At 45.3% G+C, this 25732-nt stretch carries 26 protein-coding genes; 14 read left to right on the forward strand and 12 right to left on the reverse strand.

What is annotated here, in order from left to right; all coding sequences use genetic code 11:
* The first annotated feature begins 44 nt into the window (after positions 1 to 44).
* The 4 genes from BN1080_RS02450 (at position 45) to BN1080_RS02465 (ending at position 4952) form a co-directional block, all read left to right on the forward strand.
* Positions 45 to 812, forward strand: coding sequence for an exodeoxyribonuclease III (locus tag BN1080_RS02450; protein WP_052650219.1), 768 nt, complete (start codon positions 45 to 47; stop codon positions 810 to 812).
* A gap of 87 nt (positions 813 to 899) precedes the next feature.
* Positions 900 to 2219 (forward strand): hypothetical protein, encoded by a 1320-nt coding sequence (locus tag BN1080_RS02455; protein WP_052650222.1) that lies wholly within the window; start codon positions 900 to 902, stop codon positions 2217 to 2219.
* Positions 2220 to 2246: 27 nt separating this feature from the next.
* Positions 2247 to 4343, forward strand: coding sequence for a hypothetical protein (locus BN1080_RS02460; protein WP_052650225.1), 2097 nt, complete (start codon positions 2247 to 2249; stop codon positions 4341 to 4343).
* A 12-nt stretch (positions 4344 to 4355) separates the two neighbouring features.
* Positions 4356 to 4952, forward strand: coding sequence for a class D sortase (locus BN1080_RS02465; protein ID WP_052650228.1), 597 nt, complete (start codon positions 4356 to 4358; stop codon positions 4950 to 4952).
* Between the two features lie 62 nt (positions 4953 to 5014).
* Here BN1080_RS02465 and BN1080_RS02470 read toward each other — a convergent pair whose 3' ends face one another.
* Positions 5015 to 6205 (reverse strand): CDP-glycerol glycerophosphotransferase family protein, encoded by a 1191-nt coding sequence (locus tag BN1080_RS02470; RefSeq protein WP_052650230.1) that lies wholly within the window; start codon positions 6203 to 6205, stop codon positions 5015 to 5017.
* 177 nt (positions 6206 to 6382) lie between these two features.
* On the opposite strand from BN1080_RS02470, the gene BN1080_RS02475 reads away from it, so the two are divergent.
* The 4 genes from BN1080_RS02475 to BN1080_RS17140 all read left to right on the forward strand — a co-directional run bounded on the left by BN1080_RS02475 (position 6383) and on the right by BN1080_RS17140 (position 10021).
* Positions 6383 to 7996 (forward strand): catalase, encoded by a 1614-nt coding sequence (locus BN1080_RS02475; protein WP_052650233.1) that lies wholly within the window; start codon positions 6383 to 6385, stop codon positions 7994 to 7996.
* 159 nt (positions 7997 to 8155) lie between these two features.
* Positions 8156 to 8620 carry an RNA polymerase sigma factor gene (locus tag BN1080_RS02480; RefSeq protein WP_052650236.1) on the forward strand — a complete coding sequence of 155 codons (465 nt, stop codon included), beginning with the start codon at positions 8156 to 8158 and terminating at the stop codon, positions 8618 to 8620.
* A complete protein-coding gene (locus BN1080_RS02485; protein WP_052650240.1) occupies positions 8617 to 9831 on the forward strand; it encodes a hypothetical protein in 1215 nt (404 codons plus the stop codon). The genes BN1080_RS02480 and BN1080_RS02485 overlap by 4 nt, the downstream gene beginning before the upstream one ends.
* A 16-nt stretch (positions 9832 to 9847) precedes the next feature.
* The gene (locus BN1080_RS17140; RefSeq protein WP_199876577.1) at positions 9848 to 10021 is read left to right on the forward strand and encodes a hypothetical protein; all 174 of its coding nucleotides are present in this window, start codon (positions 9848 to 9850) and stop codon (positions 10019 to 10021) included.
* A gap of 32 nt (positions 10022 to 10053) precedes the next feature.
* Here the strand turns inward: BN1080_RS17140 and BN1080_RS02490 are convergent, their stop codons facing one another.
* The 10 genes from BN1080_RS02490 to BN1080_RS02535 all read right to left on the reverse strand — a co-directional run bounded on the left by BN1080_RS02490 (position 10054) and on the right by BN1080_RS02535 (position 18099).
* The gene (locus BN1080_RS02490) at positions 10054 to 10755 is read right to left on the reverse strand and encodes a P-II family nitrogen regulator (protein WP_052650242.1); all 702 of its coding nucleotides are present in this window, start codon (positions 10753 to 10755) and stop codon (positions 10054 to 10056) included.
* Positions 10739 to 11482 carry a DUF1538 domain-containing protein gene (locus BN1080_RS02495; RefSeq protein ID WP_052650245.1) on the reverse strand — a complete coding sequence of 248 codons (744 nt, stop codon included), beginning with the start codon at positions 11480 to 11482 and terminating at the stop codon, positions 10739 to 10741. Before BN1080_RS02495 ends, BN1080_RS02490 begins: the two co-directional genes overlap by 17 nt.
* Positions 11479 to 12174, reverse strand: coding sequence for a DUF1538 domain-containing protein (locus BN1080_RS02500; protein WP_052650249.1), 696 nt, complete (start codon positions 12172 to 12174; stop codon positions 11479 to 11481). The genes BN1080_RS02495 and BN1080_RS02500 overlap by 4 nt, the downstream gene beginning before the upstream one ends.
* Before the next feature lie 123 nt (positions 12175 to 12297).
* Positions 12298 to 12681 (reverse strand): Na+/H+ antiporter subunit G, encoded by a 384-nt coding sequence (locus tag BN1080_RS02505; RefSeq protein ID WP_052650252.1) that lies wholly within the window; start codon positions 12679 to 12681, stop codon positions 12298 to 12300.
* Positions 12659 to 12943 (reverse strand): Na(+)/H(+) antiporter subunit F1, encoded by a 285-nt coding sequence (locus BN1080_RS02510; protein ID WP_052650254.1) that lies wholly within the window; start codon positions 12941 to 12943, stop codon positions 12659 to 12661. The genes BN1080_RS02505 and BN1080_RS02510 overlap by 23 nt, the downstream gene beginning before the upstream one ends.
* Positions 12940 to 13425, reverse strand: a complete 486-nt coding sequence (locus tag BN1080_RS02515; protein ID WP_052650255.1) for a Na+/H+ antiporter subunit E — start codon at positions 13423 to 13425, stop codon at positions 12940 to 12942. Before BN1080_RS02515 ends, BN1080_RS02510 begins: the two co-directional genes overlap by 4 nt.
* A gap of 40 nt (positions 13426 to 13465) precedes the next feature.
* Positions 13466 to 14953 (reverse strand): Na+/H+ antiporter subunit D, encoded by a 1488-nt coding sequence (locus BN1080_RS02520; RefSeq protein ID WP_052650257.1) that lies wholly within the window; start codon positions 14951 to 14953, stop codon positions 13466 to 13468.
* Complete coding sequence (locus BN1080_RS02525) at positions 14946 to 15284, reverse strand: Na(+)/H(+) antiporter subunit C (RefSeq protein ID WP_052650259.1); 339 nt, start codon at positions 15282 to 15284, stop codon at positions 14946 to 14948. The genes BN1080_RS02520 and BN1080_RS02525 overlap by 8 nt, the downstream gene beginning before the upstream one ends.
* 3 nt (positions 15285 to 15287) lie before the next feature.
* Positions 15288 to 15710, reverse strand: coding sequence for a Na(+)/H(+) antiporter subunit B (locus BN1080_RS02530; RefSeq protein ID WP_052650260.1), 423 nt, complete (start codon positions 15708 to 15710; stop codon positions 15288 to 15290).
* The gene (locus BN1080_RS02535; protein WP_052650261.1) at positions 15697 to 18099 is read right to left on the reverse strand and encodes a Na+/H+ antiporter subunit A; all 2403 of its coding nucleotides are present in this window, start codon (positions 18097 to 18099) and stop codon (positions 15697 to 15699) included. Before BN1080_RS02535 ends, BN1080_RS02530 begins: the two co-directional genes overlap by 14 nt.
* Positions 18100 to 18420: 321 nt before the next feature.
* On the opposite strand from BN1080_RS02535, the gene BN1080_RS02540 reads away from it, so the two are divergent.
* On the forward strand, positions 18421 to 19110 hold the full coding sequence (locus tag BN1080_RS02540; protein ID WP_052650264.1) for a universal stress protein: 690 nt from the start codon (positions 18421 to 18423) through the stop codon (positions 19108 to 19110).
* A 64-nt stretch (positions 19111 to 19174) separates the two neighbouring features.
* Complete coding sequence (locus tag BN1080_RS02545) at positions 19175 to 19810, forward strand: pentapeptide repeat-containing protein (RefSeq protein ID WP_052650266.1); 636 nt, start codon at positions 19175 to 19177, stop codon at positions 19808 to 19810.
* Positions 19811 to 19882: 72 nt separating this feature from the next.
* Here the strand turns inward: BN1080_RS02545 and BN1080_RS02550 are convergent, their stop codons facing one another.
* Positions 19883 to 21379, reverse strand: a complete 1497-nt coding sequence (locus tag BN1080_RS02550; protein WP_052650268.1) for a peptide MFS transporter — start codon at positions 21377 to 21379, stop codon at positions 19883 to 19885.
* A gap of 388 nt (positions 21380 to 21767) precedes the next feature.
* Here BN1080_RS02550 and BN1080_RS02555 point away from each other — a divergent pair, with 388 nt between their 5' ends.
* The 4 genes from BN1080_RS02555 to recQ all read left to right on the forward strand — a co-directional run bounded on the left by BN1080_RS02555 (position 21768) and on the right by recQ (position 25570).
* Entirely contained in the window at positions 21768 to 22124 is a 357-nt protein-coding gene (locus BN1080_RS02555; RefSeq protein WP_052650270.1) for a helix-turn-helix domain-containing protein, read from the forward strand.
* A gap of 249 nt (positions 22125 to 22373) precedes the next feature.
* On the forward strand, positions 22374 to 23159 hold the full coding sequence (locus BN1080_RS02560; protein WP_052650272.1) for an SDR family oxidoreductase: 786 nt from the start codon (positions 22374 to 22376) through the stop codon (positions 23157 to 23159).
* Positions 23160 to 23172: 13 nt separating this feature from the next.
* Entirely contained in the window at positions 23173 to 23655 is a 483-nt protein-coding gene (locus tag BN1080_RS02565; protein ID WP_052650274.1) for a DUF4334 domain-containing protein, read from the forward strand.
* 142 nt (positions 23656 to 23797) lie between these two features.
* A complete protein-coding gene (recQ, locus tag BN1080_RS02570; protein WP_052650276.1) occupies positions 23798 to 25570 on the forward strand; it encodes a DNA helicase RecQ in 1773 nt (590 codons plus the stop codon).
* The last annotated feature ends 162 nt before the right edge of the window (positions 25571 to 25732 follow it).

The following is a 25732-nucleotide window of genomic DNA, read 5'->3' on the forward strand; positions in this document are numbered from 1 at the left end:
TTTTCAGTACACTAAAGGGTGGAAGAGAAAAGGAAGGTGCAGTTTTGAAATTTATTTCATGGAATGTCAACGGCTTGCGGGCCGTAATGAAAAAAGGGTTTATGGATTTCTTCAAGGAAGTGGACGCCGATGTCTTTTGCCTGCAGGAAATCAAATTGCAGGAAGGGCAGATTGAAATGGATCTTCCTGGTTACTATAAATATTGGAATTATGCAGAGAAAAAAGGCTATTCGGGAACCGCTATTTTTACGAAGCATGAACCGATATCCGTAAATTATGGACTGGGAATTGAAGAACATGATACTGAAGGGCGAGCGATCACGCTTGAATACGAAGACTATTTTATCGTGACCATATACACGCCGAATTCCCAGCATGGTTTGCTTCGATTGGACTATCGTTTGCGCTGGGAAGATGCGCTTCTTTCCTATATAAAAAAGCTGGATCAGCGGAAGCCGGTCATTCTTTGCGGAGATTTAAATGTGGCCCACGAAGAAATCGATTTGAAGAATCCGAAAGCCAACCGGAAAAATTCAGGCTTTACCCCTGAAGAGCGCGGGAAGATGACGGAGTTTCTGGGAAGCGGCTTTATCGATACATTCCGCTATTTTTACCCGGAGCAAAGCGGCAGCTACTCTTGGTGGTCGTACCGTTCGAATTGCCGGGAGAAGAATGTCGGATGGCGCATCGACTATTTCATTGCGTCTGCGCGCTTGGCCATAAATTTTAAGGGTGCCAAAATACATAAAGACGTATGGGGATCGGACCATTGTCCGGTGGAATTAAATCTCAAAAATTTAATAGAAAAATAATCCATAAAAGTTTTAAATAAACTCCTACCGGGAATCAAATAATCATCATGTGAATTATTTGATAATTCGCGCTAAGGAGGTGAAAACTTGAAAAAGGGAATCTGTACTTTTGTCATGGGTGCCTGTTTAGTTGCCATATCGCCGTTCGCCGCACATGCGGATGAACTGGAGAAACCCGAAGAAAAGCCTGCAGGATTGATTAGCAGCACATTGAACGCGGTTGGAAATGTCACGGGGCAAGCAGCTGAGTCGACAAGTTCGATCTTAAAAGAAACCGTTGGCAGCGTTGATAAGACGGTTAAAGACACGCTTGAATTTACTGGCGGGACTTTAAAGAAAACCGCTGATCCTGTAGGAAATAAAATCATCACTTCAACGTTGAAAGATACAGGGAAGCTAGTGGAAAAAGCGGTTGGCAATACAACTCCGATAGCGAAAACTACTGTGAAAGAAGTGACGAATACTACGGAAAAAACGACTTCCGAAGTATTTAAAGCAGTCGATCAGACGGTCAATAATCTGCCGGAAGTTCCAGTAGTAACGCCTGTCGTGAAAGAGGTGAATAAAACCGTAACGAAAGTGACTTCAGGTGTTCAGAAAACAGTCGAAAAGACAAATGACGCGGTCAATGGGACAGTGGAAGCGGTAACGGATACAGCAGAAAAAACAGTCGGCAGCACAACGGAAGTTATTGATAAAGCAGCCGATTTGCCGTATCAGGAAGAAAAAACGCCAGCTATGCCGGCTCCGGAAAAGGGTGAGCAAGCTGCACCGGCTCCAGTTGGAAATCCGGTAACTGATCCGTCTCCAGAACCGTCAATTCCTGTCGTCGACATGCCTGCAGTAATTGAAAAACCAGTCGTAGAAGAAACCGTAGAAACTCCAACCCCAGCGGTTAATGAACCAACTAAAGTTCCGGTCGAGTCGATGAAGCCAAGTATCGAAGAAGCAACAGCAGGGGCACAAGAAGAAACGCCGGTTTTAGAAAGTGAAAACGGCCTTACTCCTTTAGCCCCACACGGAGCTGATATTGATGCGACTCCAGAAGCTATAGTCTTCGGTGGTGAATTGGCAGAAGGGAAAAAAGAAGCGGCGGCAAGTGAAGAAACTAAAGCTGCTGAAGCTTCCGACAAGATGAAACTGCCGGTTTATCCGGAAGACCAGGACTCGGGACGTTCGGTAGCGACCGTCCCAGCATCGTCAAGTTCTTCTTCATCTATGTCTGCTTCAAATTCTTTTGCCGGACATCATGCGGATCTAGGTTTAGGCACCTTATCGGATGCGGAAGTTTTTAAGGCATCTACCGAAAAGCTATGGTACCACAAGAACAGCTATGCGATTATCCAATGGATTCATACCCCGTTAAGGAAACCACCCATTCATACTCCTTTTTTATATGTGATTTAAATCATCATAAAAAAGGAGAGGGAATTAATGAAAAAAACTTGGATAACTTATACTGGAGCAGCTTTTGGGATTTGGGCAACTTTGAATTTTGCGCCTTCACTGGTGCAAGCGGAAGGTGAAGCATCAGGACAGCTTGAATTGAATATCGACTTATTGAGTGAAGAGGAAATTCTGAGTGTTGAAACTTCCGATCTTCCGATTGCAGGAAGCGTAGATGTCGAAATTCCTAAAACACAAGAAGCTGCAAGCAGTGAAGAAAGTATAAGTGAAGAAGCTGCAGTAAATGTCTCATTGGAAGATTCTGTGTTGGATGATGTAGAAGTTCAGTTATTGACGAGCACAGAATCTGAATCGACTGAGAAAGGGGCTGCAGTGAATATATCCGTAGAAGATGCGGTCATTGCGGACCAAGTGGAAGCCGAAGTGTTGAAAAGTGAAAGCTCGACAACAGCTGCTGGATCTTCCGAGAAAGAAGCCGTAATTGATGTATCGATTGAAGAGACGATCATTACGGAGCAAGCAGATGTCGAAGTGCTGAAAAATGAAAGCACGGCATCAGAATCAGGCACTTCCAAGAAAGAAGCTGTCGTAGATGTGAAATTGGAAGAGACGCCTGTTGACCAAGTGAATGTGGAAGTGCTGAAAGACGAGAGCGCGACCACCGAGACAGGCGCTTCTGAAAACCAAGCCGTCGTTGATGTCTCAATCGAAGATGCATTAGTTGCGGATGAGCTGGAAGTGGAAGTGCTTAAAAATGAAAGTGCCGCGACGGAAACAGAGGGCTCCGAAAAGCAAGCCGTCATCGATGTTTCTACAGAAGGCACAGTTGTTACTGATGAGGTAGCGATCGATGTATTGAAAAGCGAGAACGCTTCATCTGAAACAGAGTCTTTCCAGAAAGATGCAGTGGCGGATGTTGCGATCGAGGAATTAATTGCGGTCGGACAAACGGATCTTGAAGTCTTGAAGAACGAAAGCTCCGTAACCGAAGACGAACTTTCAGAAGAGCAGGCAGCGGTTGACCTAGCTTTGGAAGATTTAATTGTTGCAGGACAAACGGATCTTGAAGTCTTGAAGAACGAAAGCTCCGTAACTGAAGACACAATTTCTGAAGAGCAGGCAGCGGTTGATCTTTCTTTGGAGGATTTGGTTTTAACAGGGCAAACAGAATTGTCGCTGCTGAAAAACGAAAACATGGCTACAGAAAACGCTTTTTCTGAAGAACGTTCCGTACTGGATCTTTCACTTGAAGAGCTATTGGTTGCAGATAATTTAAATCTTCAAGTATTGCCGGAACGAAACTCCGCATCTGTTGATGGCGTTACAAATGAATCTTCAGGTTTCGAAGGGATTCTGCATCTTGGGTTAGACAATTTGCCTTTATTGGGAAATCTTCATGTAGGATTGCTTGAAAATCAAAACAATGCAGATGGAAGCGGGCGTTCTGTAGGTTCAAGTCTTTTGACCATCAGTTTACTGGATGGAATTCTAGGCGGACTTGATGTGACTTTGTTGGGCAATGAAGGATTTGTAGCGGCACCGCCAGCTGCAACACCAGGAACTCCTGTTGAAGAAACGCCAGGACCAAATCCGGATGAACAGCCAGGCACAGAAACGCCAGGAACAAACCCAGTTGAACAACCAGATACAGAAACGCCAGGACCCAATCCAGTTGAACAGCCAGGCACAGAAACACCGGGAACAACGCCAGGTGAACAGCCGGGTGAAGAAACACCAGGAACTGCACCAGGAGAAGAAACTCCAGCATTGCCGGGTGCTCCAGTAGGCGACGGCTCCCTTTCAGGCGGAGGCGTGATTGGAAATGATGGAAATACAGGAAATGCCGGAACAGGCATATTGAATGGATCTACAAGAGAAAAAAATGCGAACAATGATTCTGCTGGCCGCGATGCATTAATCGGATTGACGGCTTCGGCAGGAACTTCCCCTCTAGACGTCAGGGGATCCCAATCGGCATCTGCAGCTGATGGCAATGCAGCAAACAGCGGTTCGTCAATGGCTTCTGCTTTGCCGAAAACTGGCGGTCCAGTCGACAGCCTGATGGTTTTAATTGCAGCATTGCTTTTACTTGCAGGCGGAATCACAATGCGCCGCTTTGCCTAAAGGAAAATAGCTATGAAAAAATGGATAAGCAATTTCATGATTGTTGCAGGATTAGTTTTATTGATTGCCCTCGTTTGGGGGATGAAACACACAAAAGAGGAACAGCTGGGATTAATTGAAGCATTCGAGACGGTGAAAACAGAAGCAAGCAACGAACTGCCTTTGCAAAATGAAGCTTTTGGCATCACCGCTGAAGCCGCTGAGCTGCCCGACGGGGTGGAAGCTGTTTTGGCGATTCCTGCCATAGAGTTAAAATCGCCAGTTTTGGCAGGTGCATCGCCTGCAAATCTGGATAAAGCACTGGGTTCCATCGAAGGATTGGATGAACCGGGGAAAATGGGTGGGAGCTACGCCATAGCTGGCCATCAGGCCCATGTGTTCGGAAAGTTTTTCAATCGTTTGGATGAACTCGAATCAGGAGACCGTTTCACTCTTGAAACCATCAATGAGGAAATGGCTTTTGAAGTGTTCGATATTCAAATTGTAAAGCCGGAGCAAGTGGAGGTTCTGAAACCGAAAAAAGGGATGTCGATGGTGTCGCTAATTACCTGTTATCCTGAAAATTCGAATGAATTCAGATTGATTGTCCAAGCTAAAAAAGTAGAATAACCAAAAAAGCACAACCGGAAGCTGATCACTTCTGCTTGTGCTTTTTCATTTGAACTTTTAGTTTACGCGACTCCGAGAACGCGCTGCGCCAAACGTTCGCAATTGTGCTGATCGAAAAAGTCGATATATTTTGGTGCGAGCGGATACCATTCGTTGGTATTTATGCCGCCTTCAATGATGTTTGAAAGGCACGCATAAACTTCTTCCACGGTCACCGCTTTATAGCCGTATAAGTCTTTATCCAGATCTAAATAAGAGCCGCGTTTTGTTTCATATTCTTCCTGGTCGAACAAATTGAAGATGATGGGTTTGTTCTGATACAGGAAATCCCAGGAAACACTTGTGATATCTGTCAGCAGCATATCCGTTTCTTGAATGCTGCGTTCAATTGAGACGCGCTGCGAATCAAGAAATTCGATGCTGCTTTCGGAATCGTCTAAGCTGGTAAAGTAATTCTCGAATTTTTTCATAAAAGGATGAAGGGCGATTTGCATGACGACGCCGTTTCGGTTCAGCAATTCGCGGATGCCTTTATGCTGGATGATGCCGACCGTGTTTTTAAAATAAGCGCTGTCCAAAAATTCTTCTTCGCTCAGGCCGTAAAGCCATTCCCGCCAAGTCATCATCATCAAGATGCTCTTCACTTGTTTGGACGGCCTATTGGTCGGGTAGCGGTCAAAACGCGGGAAGCCAGTGACAATCAGCTTGTTCTCAGGCATCTTCCATTCCGTCAACTTCAGCTCTTTTTCATATTCAGACGCACAATTGAAATAATCCGTCCGCTTCAGCAAAGGCACGTCTTCTTTTTGGATCAGGATTTTTTTGAATCCTTCGATGCCATGGCTGATATGGGTAATCACGGTTTTTTTATTGAGGAATAAAAACTTGTCTACCGAAGGGGCAATGTCATACATCAGCGAATGCCCGTGGAACGTGTAGTCTGCCCGGAAAAAGAGGAGATAATTTTTAAAGCTGCCAAGCGGAACCGCATTCGGAATTTTGCCGTTTAAGGCATATGTAGTGTTTGAATCGTACATCCAGTAGGCAGTTACTTTGTCTGAATGGTTTTTGGTGAGGTAAGTGTGGAAAACAGATGCGTTGTCTTCGTATTTTTCACCGAGGTTTCCGCCGACCAATACAATTTTTTTCTTCTCTTTGCGAGCGGATAAACGAGTAAGTAAATATGCAGCCGAAACTTTCAAAAAGACTTTCAGTGGATCCAATTTCCCTTTTTCTTTTAATGTTACACTCATTTCCAGCCCTGCTTTCTCTCCGTTGTTATTCCTTCAGTTTTTCATATTTCTGTCAGTTTGTCTATCTGCAAGCAACGCAAAAAACTTCTTTCTCGAAAAGACGGATTCTACGTTTAAAGTGGACAGATAAGGGGAAGATGATAGGGTGATAGACTATTGTGGAGGAGGATTCTTTTAATGAAGGAAAACCATGAAGAGTTTAAAAACAAGATGGGCACTGGTGAAGATGAGTCGACGTTAACAGACCGTCAAGGCCATCCAATACGAGACAACCAGAATATACGGACTGTCGGCAATCGTGGCCCGGCTACTTTAGAAAATTACCATTTCATCGAAAAAATCTCTCATTTCGACCGTGAAGAAATTCCGGAGCGGATTGTTCATGCCCGCGGCGCCGGAGCATTCGGCTATTTCGAAACTTACGGCAAAGTCGGCGATGAGCCGGTCGAAAAATATACACGTGCAAAAGTATTCTCGGGTGCAGGAAAGCAAACGCCTCTAATGGTGCGCTTTTCGACTGTGGCAGGATCCCGCCATTCTTCTGAAACAGCACGCGACCCACGAGGGTTTGCGGTTAAAATGTATACAGAAGACGGCAACTGGGATCTAGTCGGAAACAACTTAAAGATTTTCTTTATCCGCGATGCGATGAAGTTCCCGGATATGATTCACGCATTTAAAAATGACCCGGTTTCAAACGTTCCGAATCCTGAGCGCATGTTCGATTTTGTAGCACGTACTCCGGAAGCGACGCATATGATTACATTCCTGTTCTCGCCTTGGGGCATTCCGGCAACTTACCGCCACATGCAAGGATCAGGCGTCAACACGTACAAATGGGTAAACGATAAAGGCGAAGCCGTTCTCGTTAAATATCACTGGGAGCCGAAACAAGGCATCCGCAATTTAACGCAGGCGGAAGCCAACGAAATCCAGGCGGAGAACACTGGACATGCGACAGAAGACTTGTTTAACGCGATTGAACGCGGCGATTATCCGGAATGGGAATTGTTCGTTCAAATTATGAGCGACGATGAACATGCAGAATTGGATTTCGATCCGCTTGACGACACAAAATTGTGGCCGCAAGATCAATTCCCGTTTCTTCCGGTTGGGAAAATGGTCTTGAACCGCAACCCTGAAAACTACCATGCAGAAATTGAACAAGCGGCATTCGGTACAGGCGTTCTTGTCGACGGGCTTGATTTTTCTGACGACAAGATGCTCCAAGGCCGCACATTCTCGTATTCGGATACACAGCGCTACCGCGTTGGTGCGAACTATTTGCAATTGCCGGTCAATGCGCCGAAAAAACGGGTGGCAACGAACCAATACGGCGGCATGATGGACCGCAAAGCGGAACATGTGCCAAACCCGCACATCAACTATGAGCCATCTGTGCTTGGTGGTGTAAAAGAAGCGGAACAGGTGACACCGGACCATGAGCCGGCATACAATGACCGCGTGATGAAAGCGCCGATCGACCGTACGAACAACTACGGGCAAGCGGGCGAAACTTACCGCAGCTTTGAAGATTGGGAACGCGAAGAATTGATCAATAACCTGGGTGATGCATTATCCGTATGCGATCCGCGCATCCAGGAAGAAATGATCCATCATTTCACACAGGCGGACGAAGATTATGGACGCCGCGTACGTGAAAACATGGAAGCGAAACTTAAAGCAATGAAAGAAATGAATGATAATGGCCCGAAAGTCTACGGCAAGCCTGCAGCGAGCAAAGTTGCACAGGCGGCAGCCAGCAAAGGCCATGAAGCAGATCCTTATTAAGCGTTAGATCAAAAAGACCGGCAAACCTTCCAAAGGTTTGCCGGTCTTTTCACGTTTAAAGACAGGTTCCAAAAATTTTTTTGCTTTTTTTCAAACACTTTGCCCTCCTCATCCGTTATCTTAATGAATAAGGAAAGACAACGGAAAGCGGGGAGTGGAATGGAAGCGAATGCGATGTATGACAGCTTAATAAAAGACGTGACCCGGTTCGCCCGCTCCATTGCCCGCCACGAGCAGGAAGCAGACGATTTGGTGCAGGACGCCTGGGAAAAGTCATTGAAAGAAAAAGAGTTGGAACAGTTGCCGGTTTACAAACAGCGCGCCTGGTTTTTTCGGGTGATGAAAAATCGCTTAATTGATGATCGGCGAAAAGAAACCCGGTTATCTGCCTGGGAAGAAGAAATCGATTTTCCCGAAAAGCCGGCTTCATTGAATCCTATGGAAATGGCTGAATTGCTTGGCCAGCTGACACCGGAACTCAGTGACCTTGTATTTAAGCGCTACTGGCTGGGAATGACCAGCAGCGAAATCGGCGAACAAGTTGGAGCACCGGCTGCAACGATCCGCTACAAACTGCATTTTGCAATCAAGCAATTAAGAAAACAGTTGGAGGTTGATTTATGATGGGACAAAAAATTGGGAATGTGGGACTGCTGAATTTATTGAATGCGACAGAGGAAAGCGTAAAAAAGATTGAACGGATTGAAAATGTGGGGGCGGTTATTTACCGCGCCGGAACTGCGCATTTGCTCAGCGCATTAAATATCGGGAATCTGGGTGCAAGCCTTGAATTGCCGGAAGACTACCGTTATTTCAACGGAGAGCTGACAGTTGATGCCGCCTATCTGCGATCGCTCGGCGGCGAACAAAAATTAGCAGTGAACGGCACTGTGATTTTCAGCCAGGATGTCGCAGCAGAAGATCTGGAAAAGCAACAGCTCATGCTGATCGTCAATGGGGCCATATACGCACCTGAACATCTGATAGGTTTGATTAGCCGGCTGTTTCCTGAAGGCAATCGAGCGTTAAAACCGTACACTGGTTCAGCTCCTTATTTTGAAAACAGCCACTTTACCCTGAGCAATTCTTTCTTGCAGGCAGCAGAAGAACCAATGTATTTAGTGGTTAACGGAGTCGTTGATTTTGCAAAAGACCTGGACTTGGACCTGTTTAATGAAAAAATTGGCCAAATCGACGTGAACGGCGTTCTGCGGCTCCAGGAAGAACAGGAAAGTGCGCTTCACCGGAAAATGAAAACTGCCGCTAATGGCGTCATTCAAATTATTCCCGCCGGCTACACTGTTTTGAATAAGGCATTGCGCATCAACTCCCGTTCTATCCGGAGTTTCAATGAGAAGAAGCTGTACACGAAAAAGCCGGTAATCTTTGAACCGGGAATTGAACGGGAAGCATTTGCCAAAGCAATTGGCCACCTTTATTCCAAATCCTATATTATCTGCAGCGAAGAGCTGGAAGATTTGATGTATGAAAAGCTGGATCGCTTAGAAACAGAAGTTCTATCCTATGAACAGCGATATCTGTGGATAGAAGGAGAGCAGAAATGGTCGGAAGCGCAATTCCAGGCACTTGAAGCGGGAACGAATTTAATTGTGGATGGGTTGTTGATTTTGGACAAAGACGTCGCTGTGAAAACGGTAGCCAAACAGGTGGCCGCCATCGACAACTTTGGGGAAATTCAAGTGTCAGCAGCGGTTCAAAAAAGCGTGCTTCAAAACAAATTGCGAGCCAATGAAGGGCAGATTACCAGTTCGGATGATGCATCTGCTGAACCGGAACACACCGGCCTGCAAAATGTAGGAGAGCTCGCTCTTTAAAAGGAGGAGAGTCCGAATGTTCTATACCGATGAAACACTTAGACAGCAAAAACTGAAAGAGATGCGGGCTGAAATAGAATATGAACGTTTGCGGAAACAGCAAAAACAGCAAGCACGAGAAAAACACCCAGCAAAGCGTTCGCTGTGGATCATAGTTCTCAGCATCCTGCATCTTCAAAAGAAAAAATAAAGGAGTTGTCCCAGGCCTATGGGACAACTCCTTTACTGGTTATGGCTGTCAAAGGAAGAATGGTTGACGCCAAAGACTTTTTCGACATCGATCAAGAAGGCTATTCCTTTCCCGGGAGCATATAAGTCAATGGCATTCTGGATACTTTCAATAACCGCCTCCGTATAACTTTCAGGAATCAGCGTCAAGACCACATCTTTTTCAGGATCTATCGTGAAATTCATGAATTTCTGCTGTTCGTTGACGCCGGTGCCGCGGCCGGTAAGGATGGTTCCGCCTTCCGCTCCAGCTTGTGCAGCTGCTTTTACCACTTTACTGGAGTCGCCGCTATTAACAATCGTTACAATCAAATTGAATTGTTCATGTACAGCTCGCATTGATTGGCCACCTTTCTTTTTTTTGCCGTCATTTGGCCGGTCGGAGAGATGGGGAACGCCTAAAAGCTGGATCAAATGTACAGTGAATCCTAAACCGTAACCTGGTTTTCCAAGCTTTCCAGCCTGTGTCACAGCTTCAGCCACAGGATCCACAAGTGTGCCGTCGATCGCGATGAAAATGACGTCTTTTTCATGGGTAGCCGGCAGTCCTAGAAAAGTGGGCTTTTCATTGCGGCCGATGCCTTCGCCGTAAAGGATAGTGGCTCCGTCTGCTCCCGCTTTTTTGGCAGCGGCAATGACATCTCTCGAATGTCCGCGTTTTACAATCGCAATCATTAATCTATGGTTCAGGTTCATTTTTTTTAGCCCCACCTTTACTCTTGAAAATCAGCCCTAAAATGAGGACTGCCAATATGGGTGTTAAAGCGACCAAAGCAATGAGGCCGAACCCGTCGGCCAGGGGGTCCCGGCCTTCGGTGACAGAAGCTACGCCAACAGCCATTGCCGAGATGAACGTTACCGTCATCGGTCCGGTCGAAACTCCTCCAGAGTCAAACGCGATGGCAATGAAAATTTTCTCGGAAAAGAAAATGAGAACCAAGGCCAGTAAATAACCGGGAATGAGAAAATACCAAAGAGAAATTCCGTAAAGAATGCGGAACATGGAAAGGGCGACTGATAATCCGACGCCAATCGAAACTGTATAAAGCATGATCTTTTGAGAGATGTAGCCTCCGGTCACTCGGTCAACTTCATCGTTCATGATACTGACTGCTGGTTCCGCAAAAGTAGCGACAAAACCCAGGACAAAACCGATGGGAATAAGGATCCAGGTAGCTGATTTTTCTCCAAGGGCTTTCCCCATCATTTCGCCAATTGGGAAGAATCCGATATGAACGCCTTGCAGAAAAAAGGCCAATCCAAGAAAAGTTAAGAAGAATCCAAGTAATATCTGCAATACCCGTTGTTTAGGCAGTTTAAGCATGAAGATCTGGAAGAAAGTAAAGAAGATAAATAAGGGGACAAGAGCAATGCCGACTTCTTCGAGGGTTTCAGAAAATCCATCAAACACATGAAGATTCACTGGAATAGCACCCCCAAAATCATAATTGCCAGAACAGGGCCGATGGAGGCGAGGCCAATAAGCCCGAAGCCTTCACTGGCGGAAGAGGAGTTTGTGCGCAAAACGGATGCTACGCCGACACCGAGAGCAAGAATAAAGGGAACCGCCATCGGTCCAGTTGTCACGCCTCCCGCATCAAAAGAGATGGAGACAAATGCTTCGGGAACAAATGTGGATAACAGAAAGACAGCGAGATAACCGCCAATCAGTAAATAATGGATGGGAATTCTGAAGATCGTGCGGACCATGGATAAAGAAACAAAAATCGCTAAGCCGAAGGCAACCGAAAGGATCAGGATTCCGGCGCTGATGCTGCCTTCGGAAACCTGGTCAATCTGTTTCGCGAGTACTCGGACATCCGGTTCCGCAATCGTTACCGCCAGGCCGAGCATGAAGCCGGTCCCAATAATGAGCCATGATTTTTTTGTTTTTGGCAATCGTTTGCCGATCATCTCTCCAACAGGCAAAAGGCCAGCTGTTACACCGAGAAGGAAAAGGAAAAAGCCGATGCCTACGAAGGCTGCGCCAATTAAAAACTGCAGTAAAGCCTCTAATGGCAATCGGATGATGGTGAATTGCAAAAGGATGATGACAATGGTCACGGGGAGGATTGCAGCAGCCACTTCTTTAAAGGTATCTTTTACATTTTCCATCTCAATCCTCCTACACCGTTTTTTTTCTGCTATTCCCTTATCATTTTTAATGTAAACCTGATATCGGATGGAAATCCATAACCTTCCATTCCGCTTCAGGCAATAATAAAAGCGGCGTCCCTTTTAGGAATCGCCGCTTTTATTGTCCGGATTTTGTGGCCGAGCAATCACGTCTTTTAACGCATCTTCTGTGGAACTTTCGGATAATTTAACGTTCGAGCGATAAGCGGCACGTGTAATCAGGTGCCCTGCTACAGGAGCCGTTAAAAAGACAAAGGTGATACCGAGCAACAGGCGGACACTGATAAAGTCTTCAGAGGCCCAAAAGTAAATGAACGTGCCGGTCAATGAAAGGAGCACGGCTAAAGTAGAGCTTTTTGTAGCTGCATGGGATCTCGTATAAACATCCGGCAGCCGAAGTATTCCGATGGCGCTGATTACGGCCATTACCGAACCGATTAAAATCAGAAGCGCGCCTGCGAATTCAATTATTTCTCTTATGCTCAACGATATCCCCCCTTTCGACAAAGCGGGCGAGTGCCAGGGTACTGATAAACGCCAGGATCCCGACAATCAAAATAACTTCCAAAAATGCGTGTGTATGGAGAACCACAGAGAAAACCGCAACGCCGGAGATCAGGTTAACGCCGATCATATCCAGAGCCACCACGCGGTCCGGCATTGATGGCCCAATAATGATCCGGTAAAGAGCAAGCAAAATTGCCAAACAGAAAAGGGATAAAGCAATGGTTAGGATTATTTGAATCATCCGCGCGTCACCTCCATGATCGCTTTTTCAAAAACTTTGATTGATTTCAACACGGAATCCCGCGATTCTTCCACGTCCATCGCGTGGATGTAAAAGGTTTTGCCGTCCGGCGAGACCTCCATCACGACAGAACCGGGTGTCAAGGTCAGCAAAAGCGCTAAAGTCGTCAGTTCATAATCGCCTTCCATGCTGTGTTCGTAGGTAAATATGCCAGGGCGTATATTGAGCTTTGGACTAAGAATTTGTTTCATGATCAATAGGCTGGACTGGGCCAGCTCCGAGATAAAGATCAAGAGGAGTTTGAATGTCGCATAAACGCGGATCATGTAGAATTTCGTTCCGAAAAACCGGTGCATGAGAAACAGAATTCCGATCCCTGTTAGATAGCCGCCGATAAAAGTCGAGATGTGAAAAGCATCTTCATCCATCAGGAGCGTCCAAAGAAACGCGATCATAATATTTATCAGAAATTGAGCAGGCATGTGCATCCGCTCCTTTCATTGCAGCACGCAGCTAGAGATCTCATGATTCGCCGCCTCCCATCACTGCATCAATGTAGATGTCCGGGTTGAGAAGAGTTTCTGCTGCGTCCGTCACATAGCCGGAAATCAGTTCTGTGCCAAGCCCGAGTCCGATGGTAAGCAGCACCAGCATGAGGCAAGGAAACAGAAGCATTTTTTTCAAAGGCACTTGATCTTCTTTGCTGATAATGGTCTCGCCCCAAAAGCTGTTTTTGAAGATGCGCAGCAAGGAGTACAGAACAAAAAGGCTGGACAGGAGGGCAAGCGTCAACAATCCATAAGCGCCGCTTTCGACAGCCCCTTCTGAAACGAGCACTTTTCCGATAAATCCGCTAAGCGGCGGAACGCCGGCCAAAGAAAGCATCGTAATGAAGAAAGACCAGCCAAGCATTGGGTAATTTTTCATCAAGCCGCTCATTTTATTGAGCATAGCCGTACCTGTCAAGGCGATGATCGTACCGACTAACAAGAACAATAAGGCCTTGATCACCATATCGTGAATGAGGTAGTAGATCGCGCCTTCAATCGAGTTCGGCGTCGAAACAGCCAAGCCGACCAAGATGAAGCCGACCGCGATGACCACATTATAAGCGGCGATTTTGCGGATATCATTGAAAGCAATAGCTCCAAGGCTTCCGCCGACTAACGTTATGGCCGCCATGGCCCCGATAATCGTATGGGTTATTTCCGGCTGATGATAGAAAATCAACGAAAAGACACGGAATAGTGCATAAATCCCAACCTTGGTCAGCAGCGCCCCAAACAATGCTGAAGTGACAGCTGGCGGTGCGCTGTACGAGCCGGGCAGCCAAAAGTAAAGGAGCAATCCGGCTTTTAAGCTGAAGACAATCAAAAAGATGATGCTGACTGTCGTAAGAAGCGGACCTTGTCCCGCTTCAGCTACTCTTACAGAAACGTGTGCCATATTCAAAGTGCCGACCGCTCCGTAAAGGTACGCTAAGGCAACCAGGAAGAACCAGGAAGAAACGACGTTAATGACCACGTATTTGATCGCTTCCCGAAGCTGCCGTTTATTGCCGCCCAACGTAAGAAGAACGTAGGAAGATAAAAGCATCACTTCAAAACAGACGAATAAGTTAAACAAATCACCGGTCAAAAAAGATCCATTGACTCCTGCGATCAAGAAAAGAATGGTCGGATAAAAATAAGTCGTCTGCAGAAATCTCCCTGCTGAAAACAAGGCATACAAAAGAATGATTGTGGCGACAATGGTTGTCGTTAAAACGAGAAGCAGAGAAAAAGAGTCTGCAACGAACAAAATTCCGAAAGGCGGTTCCCAGCCTCCGAAATCCAACCGGAGAATGCCATTTGCCTGAACCTGTTCTAATAGATAGAAGGCGATTCCGGCACTGGCTGCCATGACGCCGATACTGAACCATGCCTGAATGCGCCCGTAGGCCCGCAAGAATATTAACACCACTCCTACCAGAATCGGCAAGAGCATAGGAAGCAAAATTATATTATTCATCATTTACACCTCTCATTTCTTCCAAGTCATCCGTGCCGAGTTCTTGATAAGCGCGGAAGGCCAGAACAAGAATGAAAGCTGTAACGGCAAAACTGATAACGATGGCCGTCAAAATTAAAGCTTGCGGCAAGGCGTCGACATAGCTTTCTGCTTCTTCGCCGAGGAGCGGAACCGTGCCTTTTTTCAAACCGCCCATGGAAAGAATCAATAAATGGACCGCATGGGAGAAAATGGCTGTGCCCAGAATGACGCGGATCAAACTTTTGGATAATACGAGATAAATGGCGACAGCTGTAAGGACGCCAACCAATAAGATGATTAAGGTTTCCATCGGCTACTCATCCTCACTTATGCTAAAGATAATATTTACGACTACACCGATAACCGTCAGTGCAACTCCAGCTTCGAAAACGGTCACCGTCGCCAATTCTGTTTTGCCAAAGATCGGCAAGTCGAAATAGCCGAAAGACTGGCTCATAAATGGCTGTCCGAAAAACATCGGAACGGTACTGCTGGCGAAAGCGATCAAGACGCCTAAAGCTGAAATTTTCTTAAAGTCGAGTGGGATGGCGTCACTGATAGTCTCTGAATCATGCGACAAGAACAAGAGCACAAAGGCAGAAGCAAGGACGAGCCCGCCGATAAACCCGCCGCCCGGCTCATTATGGCCGGATAGGAAAAGGTAAATGCCAAAAGTAAAGATAATCAGGACTGCAGCTTTGGAGACCGTTTTTAAAATGACATCATTTATCTTCATTTTTTTTCGGCTCCTTTCCGCTTTTAATGCGAATCAACGTATACACACCGATACCTGCGATAAAAAGCACAAGCGATTCAAGCATGGTATCAAAGCCGCGGAAATCGCCTAAAATCGCATTGACGATGTTCTTTCCGCCGGCCAGTTCATATGAATTTTCGAAATAGCTGGAAATGGATTCAAACAGTTTTCCGCTATGCACAGAAAGGGCGATTAAAACGACGGTAGTTCCGCCGGCAATCGCAATAGCGGCATTGCGGATTTTGGCGTTTCGTGGAATCCGGTCTTTCTTCAATTCCGGCAAGAAATAGAAGCATAGCAGGAAAAGGACCGTCGTCACGGTTTCAATGACCAGCTGCGTCAATGCTAAATCCGGTGCCCGGAACAAAACGAAGAAAATCGCAATCGAAAATCCAAGGACGCCGTTCAATAGAATAGAGGTCAGGCGAGATCTTACAAATAAGATAGCGACTGCGGCAATCATCATGACCAACACCAACAAGAATTCATAAAGTTTCACAGGCGCGTCGTTGGAAAAATCGATGGACAATGCGCCGGTAAAAACTAAAGTGCCTCCTGCCACTAAAGCGAAGAAGGTGAAAATATAGGCAAAATAATGCGGCAGATACCCGGTCATGTAAAAGGAAGTCAATGTATTGGAATTGTTTTCCAATCCAGCTAAGAAACGGTTGTATAGATTATTGAACGTCCAAGTGTCCGGAATGAGCGAATACACTCTTTTCCAGTAGCGGAGAGTCGCGAATAAAATACCTCCGATGACAATAACTCCAAGCGTCATCCAGAGTTCCGGCTGGAAACCATGCCAAGCGGTAATATGAGGTGCTGCTTCAGCCATTCCAGGCAGAACGCCCCCTAGCGCCGGGCGGAGCAAATGGTCTCCCAGTAGATTAGGAGCAAAGAAGATGCCCACGATCAAAAGAGAGAGGATGGCTGGGGAAATCAGCATCCCAATCGGCGGCTCCACTGGTTTTTTGTCCAGTTTTTTCAGCTGCGGCTGTCCAAGGAAAGTCCGGAAAACGATAATCATACAGTAGACGAAAGTCAGCACACTGGCTGTCCAGGCAATCACGGGAATGAGCCAGCCCCAAGTGCCTGCTGAAAAAATAGGAAGCGATGCGGAATTAAGCGACGCTGTAAAGAACATTTCCTTGCTTAAAAATCCGTTGAAGAAAGGAAGTCCAGCCATTGAAAAGCTGCCGATCATGGCGAATGTGAAAGTGATCGGAAGAAACGAAATCAATCCGCCCAATCGCCGGATGTCCCGGGTCCCGACCTGGTGATCGACAATCCCCACCACCATAAACAGGGCACCTTTAAAAGTCGAATGGTTTACAAGATGGAAAAGAGCTGCAAAAGTAGCAAGTCCATAAAGGGCGCCGTTGCTGCCGTCGCCAAAATAAAGAGCAGCTGACCCCATTCCGAATAAGCTCATGATCAATCCTAATTGGCTGATGGTGGAATATGCGAGCAGCGCTTTTAAATCTGTCTGGCGGACTGCGCAGAAGGATCCCCAAAACAAAGTGACCAGTCCAACCAGCGTAACGGTCCAGAACCAGGCGGAAGTGCCGCCGAAAATCGGCGTAAACCGTGCCACAAGATAAATCCCCGCCTTTACCATCGTCGCAGAATGCAGATAGGCGCTGACAGGTGTCGGTGCTTCCATGGCATCAGGGAGCCAGATGTGGAAAGGGAATTGAGCTGATTTGGTGAAGGCTCCGAGCAGGACGAGGAACATGGCTGGATAGAAGAGCGCATGATCCGTGTATTGGCCGATCGAAGCGGCAATTTCACGCACACTGAACGTATCTGTCATTGTATGAAGCATGATGAAGCCTGCTAACATCCCAAAACCGCCAAATACCGTAATCAATAAAGACTTTTGGGCACCATAGCGTGAATTTTTGCGGTGGAACCAAAAAGCGATCAATAGGAAAGAGGATATGCTTGTGAGCTCCCAGAATACATAAAGCACGAGCAGGTTATCTGAAAGGACGACTCCCAGCATGGCGCCCATGAAAAGAAGCAAATAAGCATAAAAATGCGGCAATGAGTCATATGGAGATAAATAATAGATGGAGTAGAGAATGACCAAGCTTCCCATACCGGTTATCAATAACGCGAGAATCAGGCTGAGGCCGTCCAAATAGATGGAGAAGTTGATGCCCAGTGAAGGAATCCATTCCAACGTGGCGGCGATAGTATCGCCTGCAGAAATGTCTGGGATCCGCATAGCCAGAATGATGAATAGTGCCAATGGAACAATGAGGACAAACCATCCGATATTCAACTTGCCGATCCGCCTATAAAGAAAAGGAATGAAGGCGGCTGCAAAGAATGGAATTAAAATTGCTAAAATCAATAGATGCATAAAGTGAACCTCCTGAAACAGAATAAAAAACTGGGAAAAGGGAAATAGATATATAAAGCCAAGAATAAATGTTTTCAATAGGAATAGAAAGGCAAAAGACTCCATAACGACACAAAGCCATATAGAATAAATTATACAGGAAATAGGGCTTGCTTTCACATGATAACTTCGATAAGGTACAGATTAAGCGATAAAAAACGGAGCAAAATTAAGGTGAAATTAGAAAAGCATAAACCCTTGATTTTTATTAAGATCCGCAGTATAATTTCATAGTTTTGAAATTGCGGCTTACGAATATTAATCCCTGGAGGGGCATAGATAATGAAAAAAATTAGAGGACGGATGGATGAAAGCATATTGGTGTGTGTGTTCTATGGACCAAATGGTGAACGTTTGATCAACCGCGGCCATAAACTCTCAAGCATGCTTGACTGCCCGCTGTATATTTTAACTGTAGATTCGCTTCCATTTGATGAGTTTGACGCGGAAAAATCCGAGTATGTTGAGCGCTGGAAAGAATTAGCTGAAGAATATGAAGCGGAAGAATTCATAATCCGGGACAATGAAAAGCGCCCCTCTGCCAAAGTGATCGCGGAAGTGGCACATGATTTAAATATCACCCAGATTATTGTTGGACAGACCGCTAAAAGCCGGTGGGAAGAAATCACCAAAGGTTCGTTCATGAATTCGCTGCTGCGTGAAATTCCTTTTGTAGACTTTCACGTAGTGTCCGTCGACCGGAGCATTAAAGGGGAAGACCATGAAGAATTTGAAAAAGGGGTGCGCTGCTATTTGGTGAAAGATGCAGACACTTACAAAATCAGCTTCTCCCAAACAAAAGAATGCCAGTATGAAGGCATTTTCTTCAAAGACATCGGAACGGATTTCAACAACGGGATCTTCAAATTTATGCATAACAACAAATTGCATCAAGTGGAAGTGACGGATGACCGGATTGTAGAACCGGCTGTCGTTGATGTCTGTTTAAACCGCCAAACTGTTCCTAAATAATGAACTGCCACTAAACGGCCGCTGCCAATGGAGCGGCCGTTTGTCTATTAAAGGGGGAAGTGCTGTGAAAAAATCGAAAAGAGCTGAACCGCTGATTTCCGAAAGTCTGGATGTAAAAACGTTTCAAGAGGCTTTGGATGACTATTACCTTGCGGATTGTAAAATTTCTCAAGAAACAATTGCATATGAGGCAGGGGAAGCAATGCATGTCGATAAAGTGATATTTGAAAATGTAAACTTTCTCGAAGTCCAATGGCCGCGCAGTGAATTTATCGACGTCCAATTCATCAATTGTGATTTGTCAAATGCTGATTTTAGCCGGTCCGTATTCCATCGCGCAGAATTTCATAATTCGAAACTGGTCGGCACAAACTTTGCTGAAGCCGGCATCCGCCATACTCTATTTAAAGACTGTGTCTTGAATTATGCCGTTTTTGGCTTCTCGCTCTGCAACACGTCGCGCTTTGAAAGTTCATTGATGCGATATGCCGATTTTTATGAAGCAGAGCTAAAACAGACAGAATTCACTGGCTGTGACTTGAACGAGGTAAACTTTGTGGAAACGAGTTTAAACGGAGTGGATTTGAGCAGCAATTCTTTTGAAAACATTCAAGTAACGATTGAAAAATTGGCGGGGTGCAAAGTATCGGAACCACAGGCTCTCGCTTTTGCCAGGCAGCTAGGATTGGAAATTGGATGAAATTAATATAGTAGAATAAAAAACAAAACCCCTGAAGCAGAAGTTTCAGGGGTTTTGGAATAATTTGGCAGTTTAGCGAACGCCTTTCATATAGCGCTGAATTGCCGGAGCAGCCAAGAATAGAATAATACTTAGTGCAATCGAAGCACCGCCGATGATTCCGAAATACATCATTTCGTTTTCGACAGTATAGAATTTCACTAATTGAGCGTTGATTGCTTGGGCTGCAGCATTCGACAGGAACCATAAACTCATTGTCTGTGCTGAGAAAGCCGATGGCGCTAATTTTGTTGTAGCGGATAAACCGACCGGCGACAAGCATAGTTCACCAAGAACGACGATCAGGTAGCTCAGTACCAGCCATAATGGATTTACTAAAGCATCTGTTCCGCCAAAATAAGCCGGCAATAGAATGACTAGGAACGACAACCCGGCAAATAAGAGCCCGAGTGAGAATTTCTGCGGAATTGACGGTTGGCGTGTGCCGAGTTTTACCCAAAGCCAAGCAAATACAGGTGCTAGCGTTATGATAAATAGTGGATTCAATGACTGGAACCAAGCAGGTGAAATCGTAATGCCTGCAAATTCCAAGTCCGTCCGTGTGTCTGCGTAAGCTGCTAGAATGGTTGAACCCTGTTCCTGGATCGACCAGAACATCACAGCAGCGATGAACAGCGGAATATACGCAACAAGGCGTGAGCGTTCCACTTCGTTTGTTTTCTTGCTGCGGTACATCACGATAAAGTAAGCGGTAGGGATCAGGATACCTAAAATACCTACAGCAGCGATGAAGCTATCAAATGTTAAGAACCCATATTGCAGGCCTAACACGACTACAGCAGCGATGACGACAGCTGCAACAGAGAAAATCTTGATCGTTCTTGATTTTTCAGCCGGTGTGAGCGGGTTGTGGACAATCGTTCCTGCCAAACCAAGGTTTTTCTTTTTTGTCACCAGGAAAAGCACGAGGCCTAAGAACATGCCGACAGCGGCAATACTAAAACCAAGGTGAAAGTTGATATCCATTCCGACAGTACCGACGATTAAAGGTGCGATGAATGCCCCGAGGTTAATCCCCATATAGAAGATGCTGAAACCGGCATCCCGGCGGTCATCGTTTTCGGCATAAATTTCACCGACTACACTGGAAACATTTGGTTTCAATAAGCCGGTTCCGAGTACGATTAAAACCATTGAAACGAAGAATAGAGACAAACTGCCAGGAATCGCTAAAGCGATATGTCCCAACATGATGAGAATACCGCCGTAGAAAACGGCTTTCGATGTTCCGAAAACTCGATCGGCAAGCCATCCGCCGATAATTCCCGACATATATACAAGCGAACCGTAAATGGACATGATGGAAAGAGCTACAGTGCGATCAAGTCCGAGCCCACCTTGAGAAAGTTCGTAATACATATAGTAAACAAGAATAGCTCTCATTCCATAGTAAGAAAAACGCTCCCAAAATTCAGTGAAAAATAGTGTAAACAGCCCTTTTGGATGTCCAAAGAATCCTTTTTGAGGAACACTGTTTACGATGTCTTCGCGACTATATTTGTCAGACATCTTACGACCCCCTTTTAATGTATGTTACTATAATACTTTTTTTAGGTCCAAAAATCAAAATAAATCTACAAATTGGGAAAAAAGCCTATGTTATAGGTTAATAATGATAGATAAAGATGATTTTTAAAATATATAAACTTTATTGGAATAATTATTTGATTTTGAATAATTCGTATTCTAGTGAAAACAAAGGGATATTAAAATTAAGTTTTTGTTTTTATTTTCCAAAAATATTGAAATTTCAATTATTTGTATAAAGATTTTGTTCACGAGTTGTACACTATTTCTAAAATAAATTATAGAAATATATAGAAATATCTTGAAAAAAATTTTAATATACATTATATTTAAAATAGTTAGAATTTAATATAAAAGGAGATAAAGTATTATGAATGATCTAGGGAAGAAAATCAGGGATTTAAGAGAAGCGAAAAAGCTGTCACCAGAAGAAATGGCGGAGAAGATCGGCTTTGCAAAAAGCACTGTCTGGGCCTATGAAAGCGGCAAAAAGCAGGTTACGGTCAGTCATCTTTCTCGTCTCGCTGATTTCTTCGATGTATCTGTGGACCTCTTGCTGGACCGGTCTGAAAGAGTCATAGACTTGGATCTTCAAAATGCTGCCGCCATTGAAGAGTATAACTTGATGCTGGATAATAAGCCCTTGGATAAAACTGAAATTGCTGAAGCTGCTTCTTATATACAAGTCAAACGTCGCATGGGAAGTTATGGAGCGGCGAGTTCATGAGCCATATGGTTCATGTGCGTTAGAGCGTCTGCCTTCAATAAGGCAGGCGTTTTTTTATGGATCGAAACTGGAATTGGGAAGAGGGCTGATGTAAGTTTCAGCCAGTCGAAATAATTAGCCTTCAAAAGTTTGCCTATATTATAGTAGAAAGTCATTCGCTGCCAGCCGTTTTTTCAAAAATGATTGTTTATCTCTAATGCGGAAGGGAAGAACAAGGGTAGAAGAAAAGACTGCTGGGAGGACGATTAGATGCCGAAAACGATATTTATTACAGGAGCGGGGAGTGGATTAGGAAAAGGGGCGGCTTTCGGGCTGGCTGAAAAGGGACACCGGGTGATAGCGCCTGTTGAAACGGCGCCGCAAGTTACTGCGCTAAGAGAAGAGGCTAAAGCTGCAGGCATTGAACTTGAAGTATTCAAAATGGATATTAAAAATCCGCAGGACCTTGCTCAAATGCTTGATTATGATTTTGATATCTTTGTGGCTAATGCCGCTGTAAATGAAGGTGGGCCCCTTGGTGAAGTGCCGATGAGCAATTTCCGTGAATTATTTGAAGTGAATGTATTCAGTACGCTTGAAACCGCTCAAATTGCGGCGCAGAAATTTGTAGCAAAAGGTGAAGGGAAAATTATTTTCATGTCTTCGATGGCCGGGATTATGGCAACGCCTTACGTGGGGCCATACACTGCTACGAAACATGCAATTGAAGCGATTGCAACGACGATGCAAAAAGAACTGGAAGGATTTGGCGTGAAAGTGGCAACCATTAACCCCGGTGCTTTCGCTACAGGGTTTAATGATCGCAGCGCGGAAGCAAAATGGAAATGGTATGACGAGAAAATCCATTTCACGAAAAAAGAAGATATGGAAGAAGCGGACAAAGCCTTGGAAGACCAGTATGATCCTGCAGATATGATTGCGAAAATGGTGGAAGTCATTCCATTGGATTCTCACAAATTCCGTACAGCCTACCCGGAAGAAACCGAGCAGCAAATGAAAGAAGAAGAAGCGAAACGTTGGGAGATGGACATATAGAGGAGTTGTCGCGATGGATACAAACAGTGAGTTTTGGGCTGTTTATGCAGCCGGCGGGGCAGACACTGAAGATGCGTGCAGGCTCTATGATGGATTGGAAGCCGCAAGTTTGTCCGAGTTGATCGGCACATGGAAAGGCCGGGAATTTCCAACCGGACATCCTTTAGACGGCGTGTTAAGCGGGTTGAATTGGTACGGCAAAGCGTTCCACGACGCTGAAAATGTCGATCCTTTATTGTTCGAACTGCCGGACGGAGAGATTGCTGCGATGGACCCTGTCCCGCTGATGGACAAACGGAAGCTTCTGAAAGCAACTGGCGGCAAAGCGCGGATGAGGATGATGGAGCATAGAGGCGTTTTAAGTGCCGTAATGGTTTATGACAACTTGCCGATTCACGATCATTTCCGTAAAGTGAACGAACATGTTCTCTTGGGGATGATGGATTGGAAAGGGGATGCGAACCCGTTCTTTTTCATACTGGAAAAAGTGGAATGAAAGCGAAAGCAGCCTTCGAGCCTATGCTCTTAGGCTGTTTTTATTGGCGTACAGTGTCTTCAAAGAGGGATTCTGGCGCAAGAAAAAGGAGTGGAAATATGATAAGCTACTCATACGAGACGAGTATTGGGAGTGTTTAATTTTGTTGGAAGAAGCAAGAAAGATATTGCAGTCGTATTTTGGATACGAGTCATTTCGGATTGGGCAGGAACAGGCGATCTCCCAAGTTTTTGAAGGGAAGAATTCCATCTGTGTCATGCCGACCGGCGGCGGAAAGTCGATGTGCTATCAAATCCCGGCACTTGTAATGGAAGGGACGACCATTGTTGTATCGCCTTTGATTTCCTTGATGAAAGACCAGGTCGATTCTTTGCTGGCTGCTGGAATTCCGGCTGCATACATTAACAGCTCACTGGATTTTGAAGAAGTTCGTGAAATTTTATATGACGTCCAACGCGGCGCCGTAAAATTATTATATATTGCCCCGGAACGATTGGATTCGGAAATGTTTTTAAACGAGCTGCAAGGCGTCCGTGTTCCGCTCATTGCAGTTGATGAAGCTCACTGTATTTCGCAATGGGGGCATGATTTCCGGCCAAGCTATCGATTGATCAGCAGAATGATGGAACTGTTCCCGGACCATCCGACTGTTTTGGCTTTGACAGCTACGGCAACGCCGCAGGTCCGTGAAGACATTTGCCGTATTTTAAATATTGAAGAACAGCATACGGTCATGACCGGTTTTGAGCGGGCGAATTTAACTTTTTCTGTTGTTCAAGGACAGGACCGCGATCGGTTCGTGAAAGAGTACGTACAAAAAAATGAAAAAGAAGCCGGCATTATTTATGCGGCTACCCGAAAAACGGTTGATTCGGTTTACGAGATGCTGACCAAGAAAGGCGTTAAAGCTGCACGGTATCATGCCGGCATGCCGGATATGGAACGGAAGCTTGGGCAGGAACGATTCTTGAACGATGAAGTAACCGTAATGGTAGCGACCAATGCGTTTGGGATGGGCATCGATAAATCGAATATCCGCTATGTCATCCATTATCAGCTGCCGAAGAATATGGAAAGCTATTATCAGGAAGCGGGGCGTGCCGGCCGCGACGGACTGCCAAGTGAATGCATCGTCTTATATGCTTCGCAAGATGTTCAGACGCAGCGTTTTCTGATCGATCAAGCCCAAGATCCAAGCCGCATTCCGGGAGAATTGGTGAAGCTTCAAGGAATGGTCGACTACTGCCATACAGAAAATTGCCTCCAGCAATTTATCATCCACTACTTCGGCGATAAAACCGCTGAACCATGCGGACATTGCAGCAGCTGCAACGATGACCGCGAAAGCATGGATGTCACGACGGATGTGCAAATGGTGCTGTCTTGCGTCATTCGGATGGGCCAGAAATTCGGGAAAATGATGACGGCTCAAGTGCTTACGGGTTCACGAAATAAAAAAGTGCTTGATTTCGGTTTTGACAAATTATCAACGTACGGCATCTTAAAGCACCACAGCACAAAAGAAGTGGCAAATCTGATCGAGTTTATGATTTCCCAGGAATTGCTGGCCGTAGAACAAGGGTCTTTCCCGACTATCTATGTGCCGGATGGCGGCCGCGATGTGCTGCTGGGAAAAAGAAAAGTGCTTCGCAAAGGAGCGGTCGCCACCAAGCAGATTGCAGACAACGATCCGTTGTTTGAGGAGTTGCGCAAAATCCGCAAAACGTTGGCTGATGAAGCTGGGGTGCCTCCATTTGTTATATTCTCCGATAAAACTTTGCAGGATATGTGTTCAAGAAGGCCAAAAAACAGCGAAGAATTTTTAGAAGTAAATGGCGTCGGCTCCAATAAACTTGAAAAGTATGGAGAGGCGTTTTTAGAGGCAATAAAATCATACGAAATGGTCAATAATTGATAGAAATATGCAAAAAAGATTCCTTTTATAAAGGGGTCTTTTTTATTTTTATTGAATTTATATGCATAAATATTCGTTTCCTTTCATAGAGAATTTATTGTAATTTACCGTTAATGTAAACGGTTACATGCCAGGCTTGGGATTGAGGAATGTTGTGAAAAA

It is taken from the genome of Planococcus massiliensis, assembly GCF_000821325.1.
GTDB classification, from domain to species: Bacteria; Bacillota; Bacilli; order Bacillales_A; family Planococcaceae; genus Planococcus; species Planococcus ruber.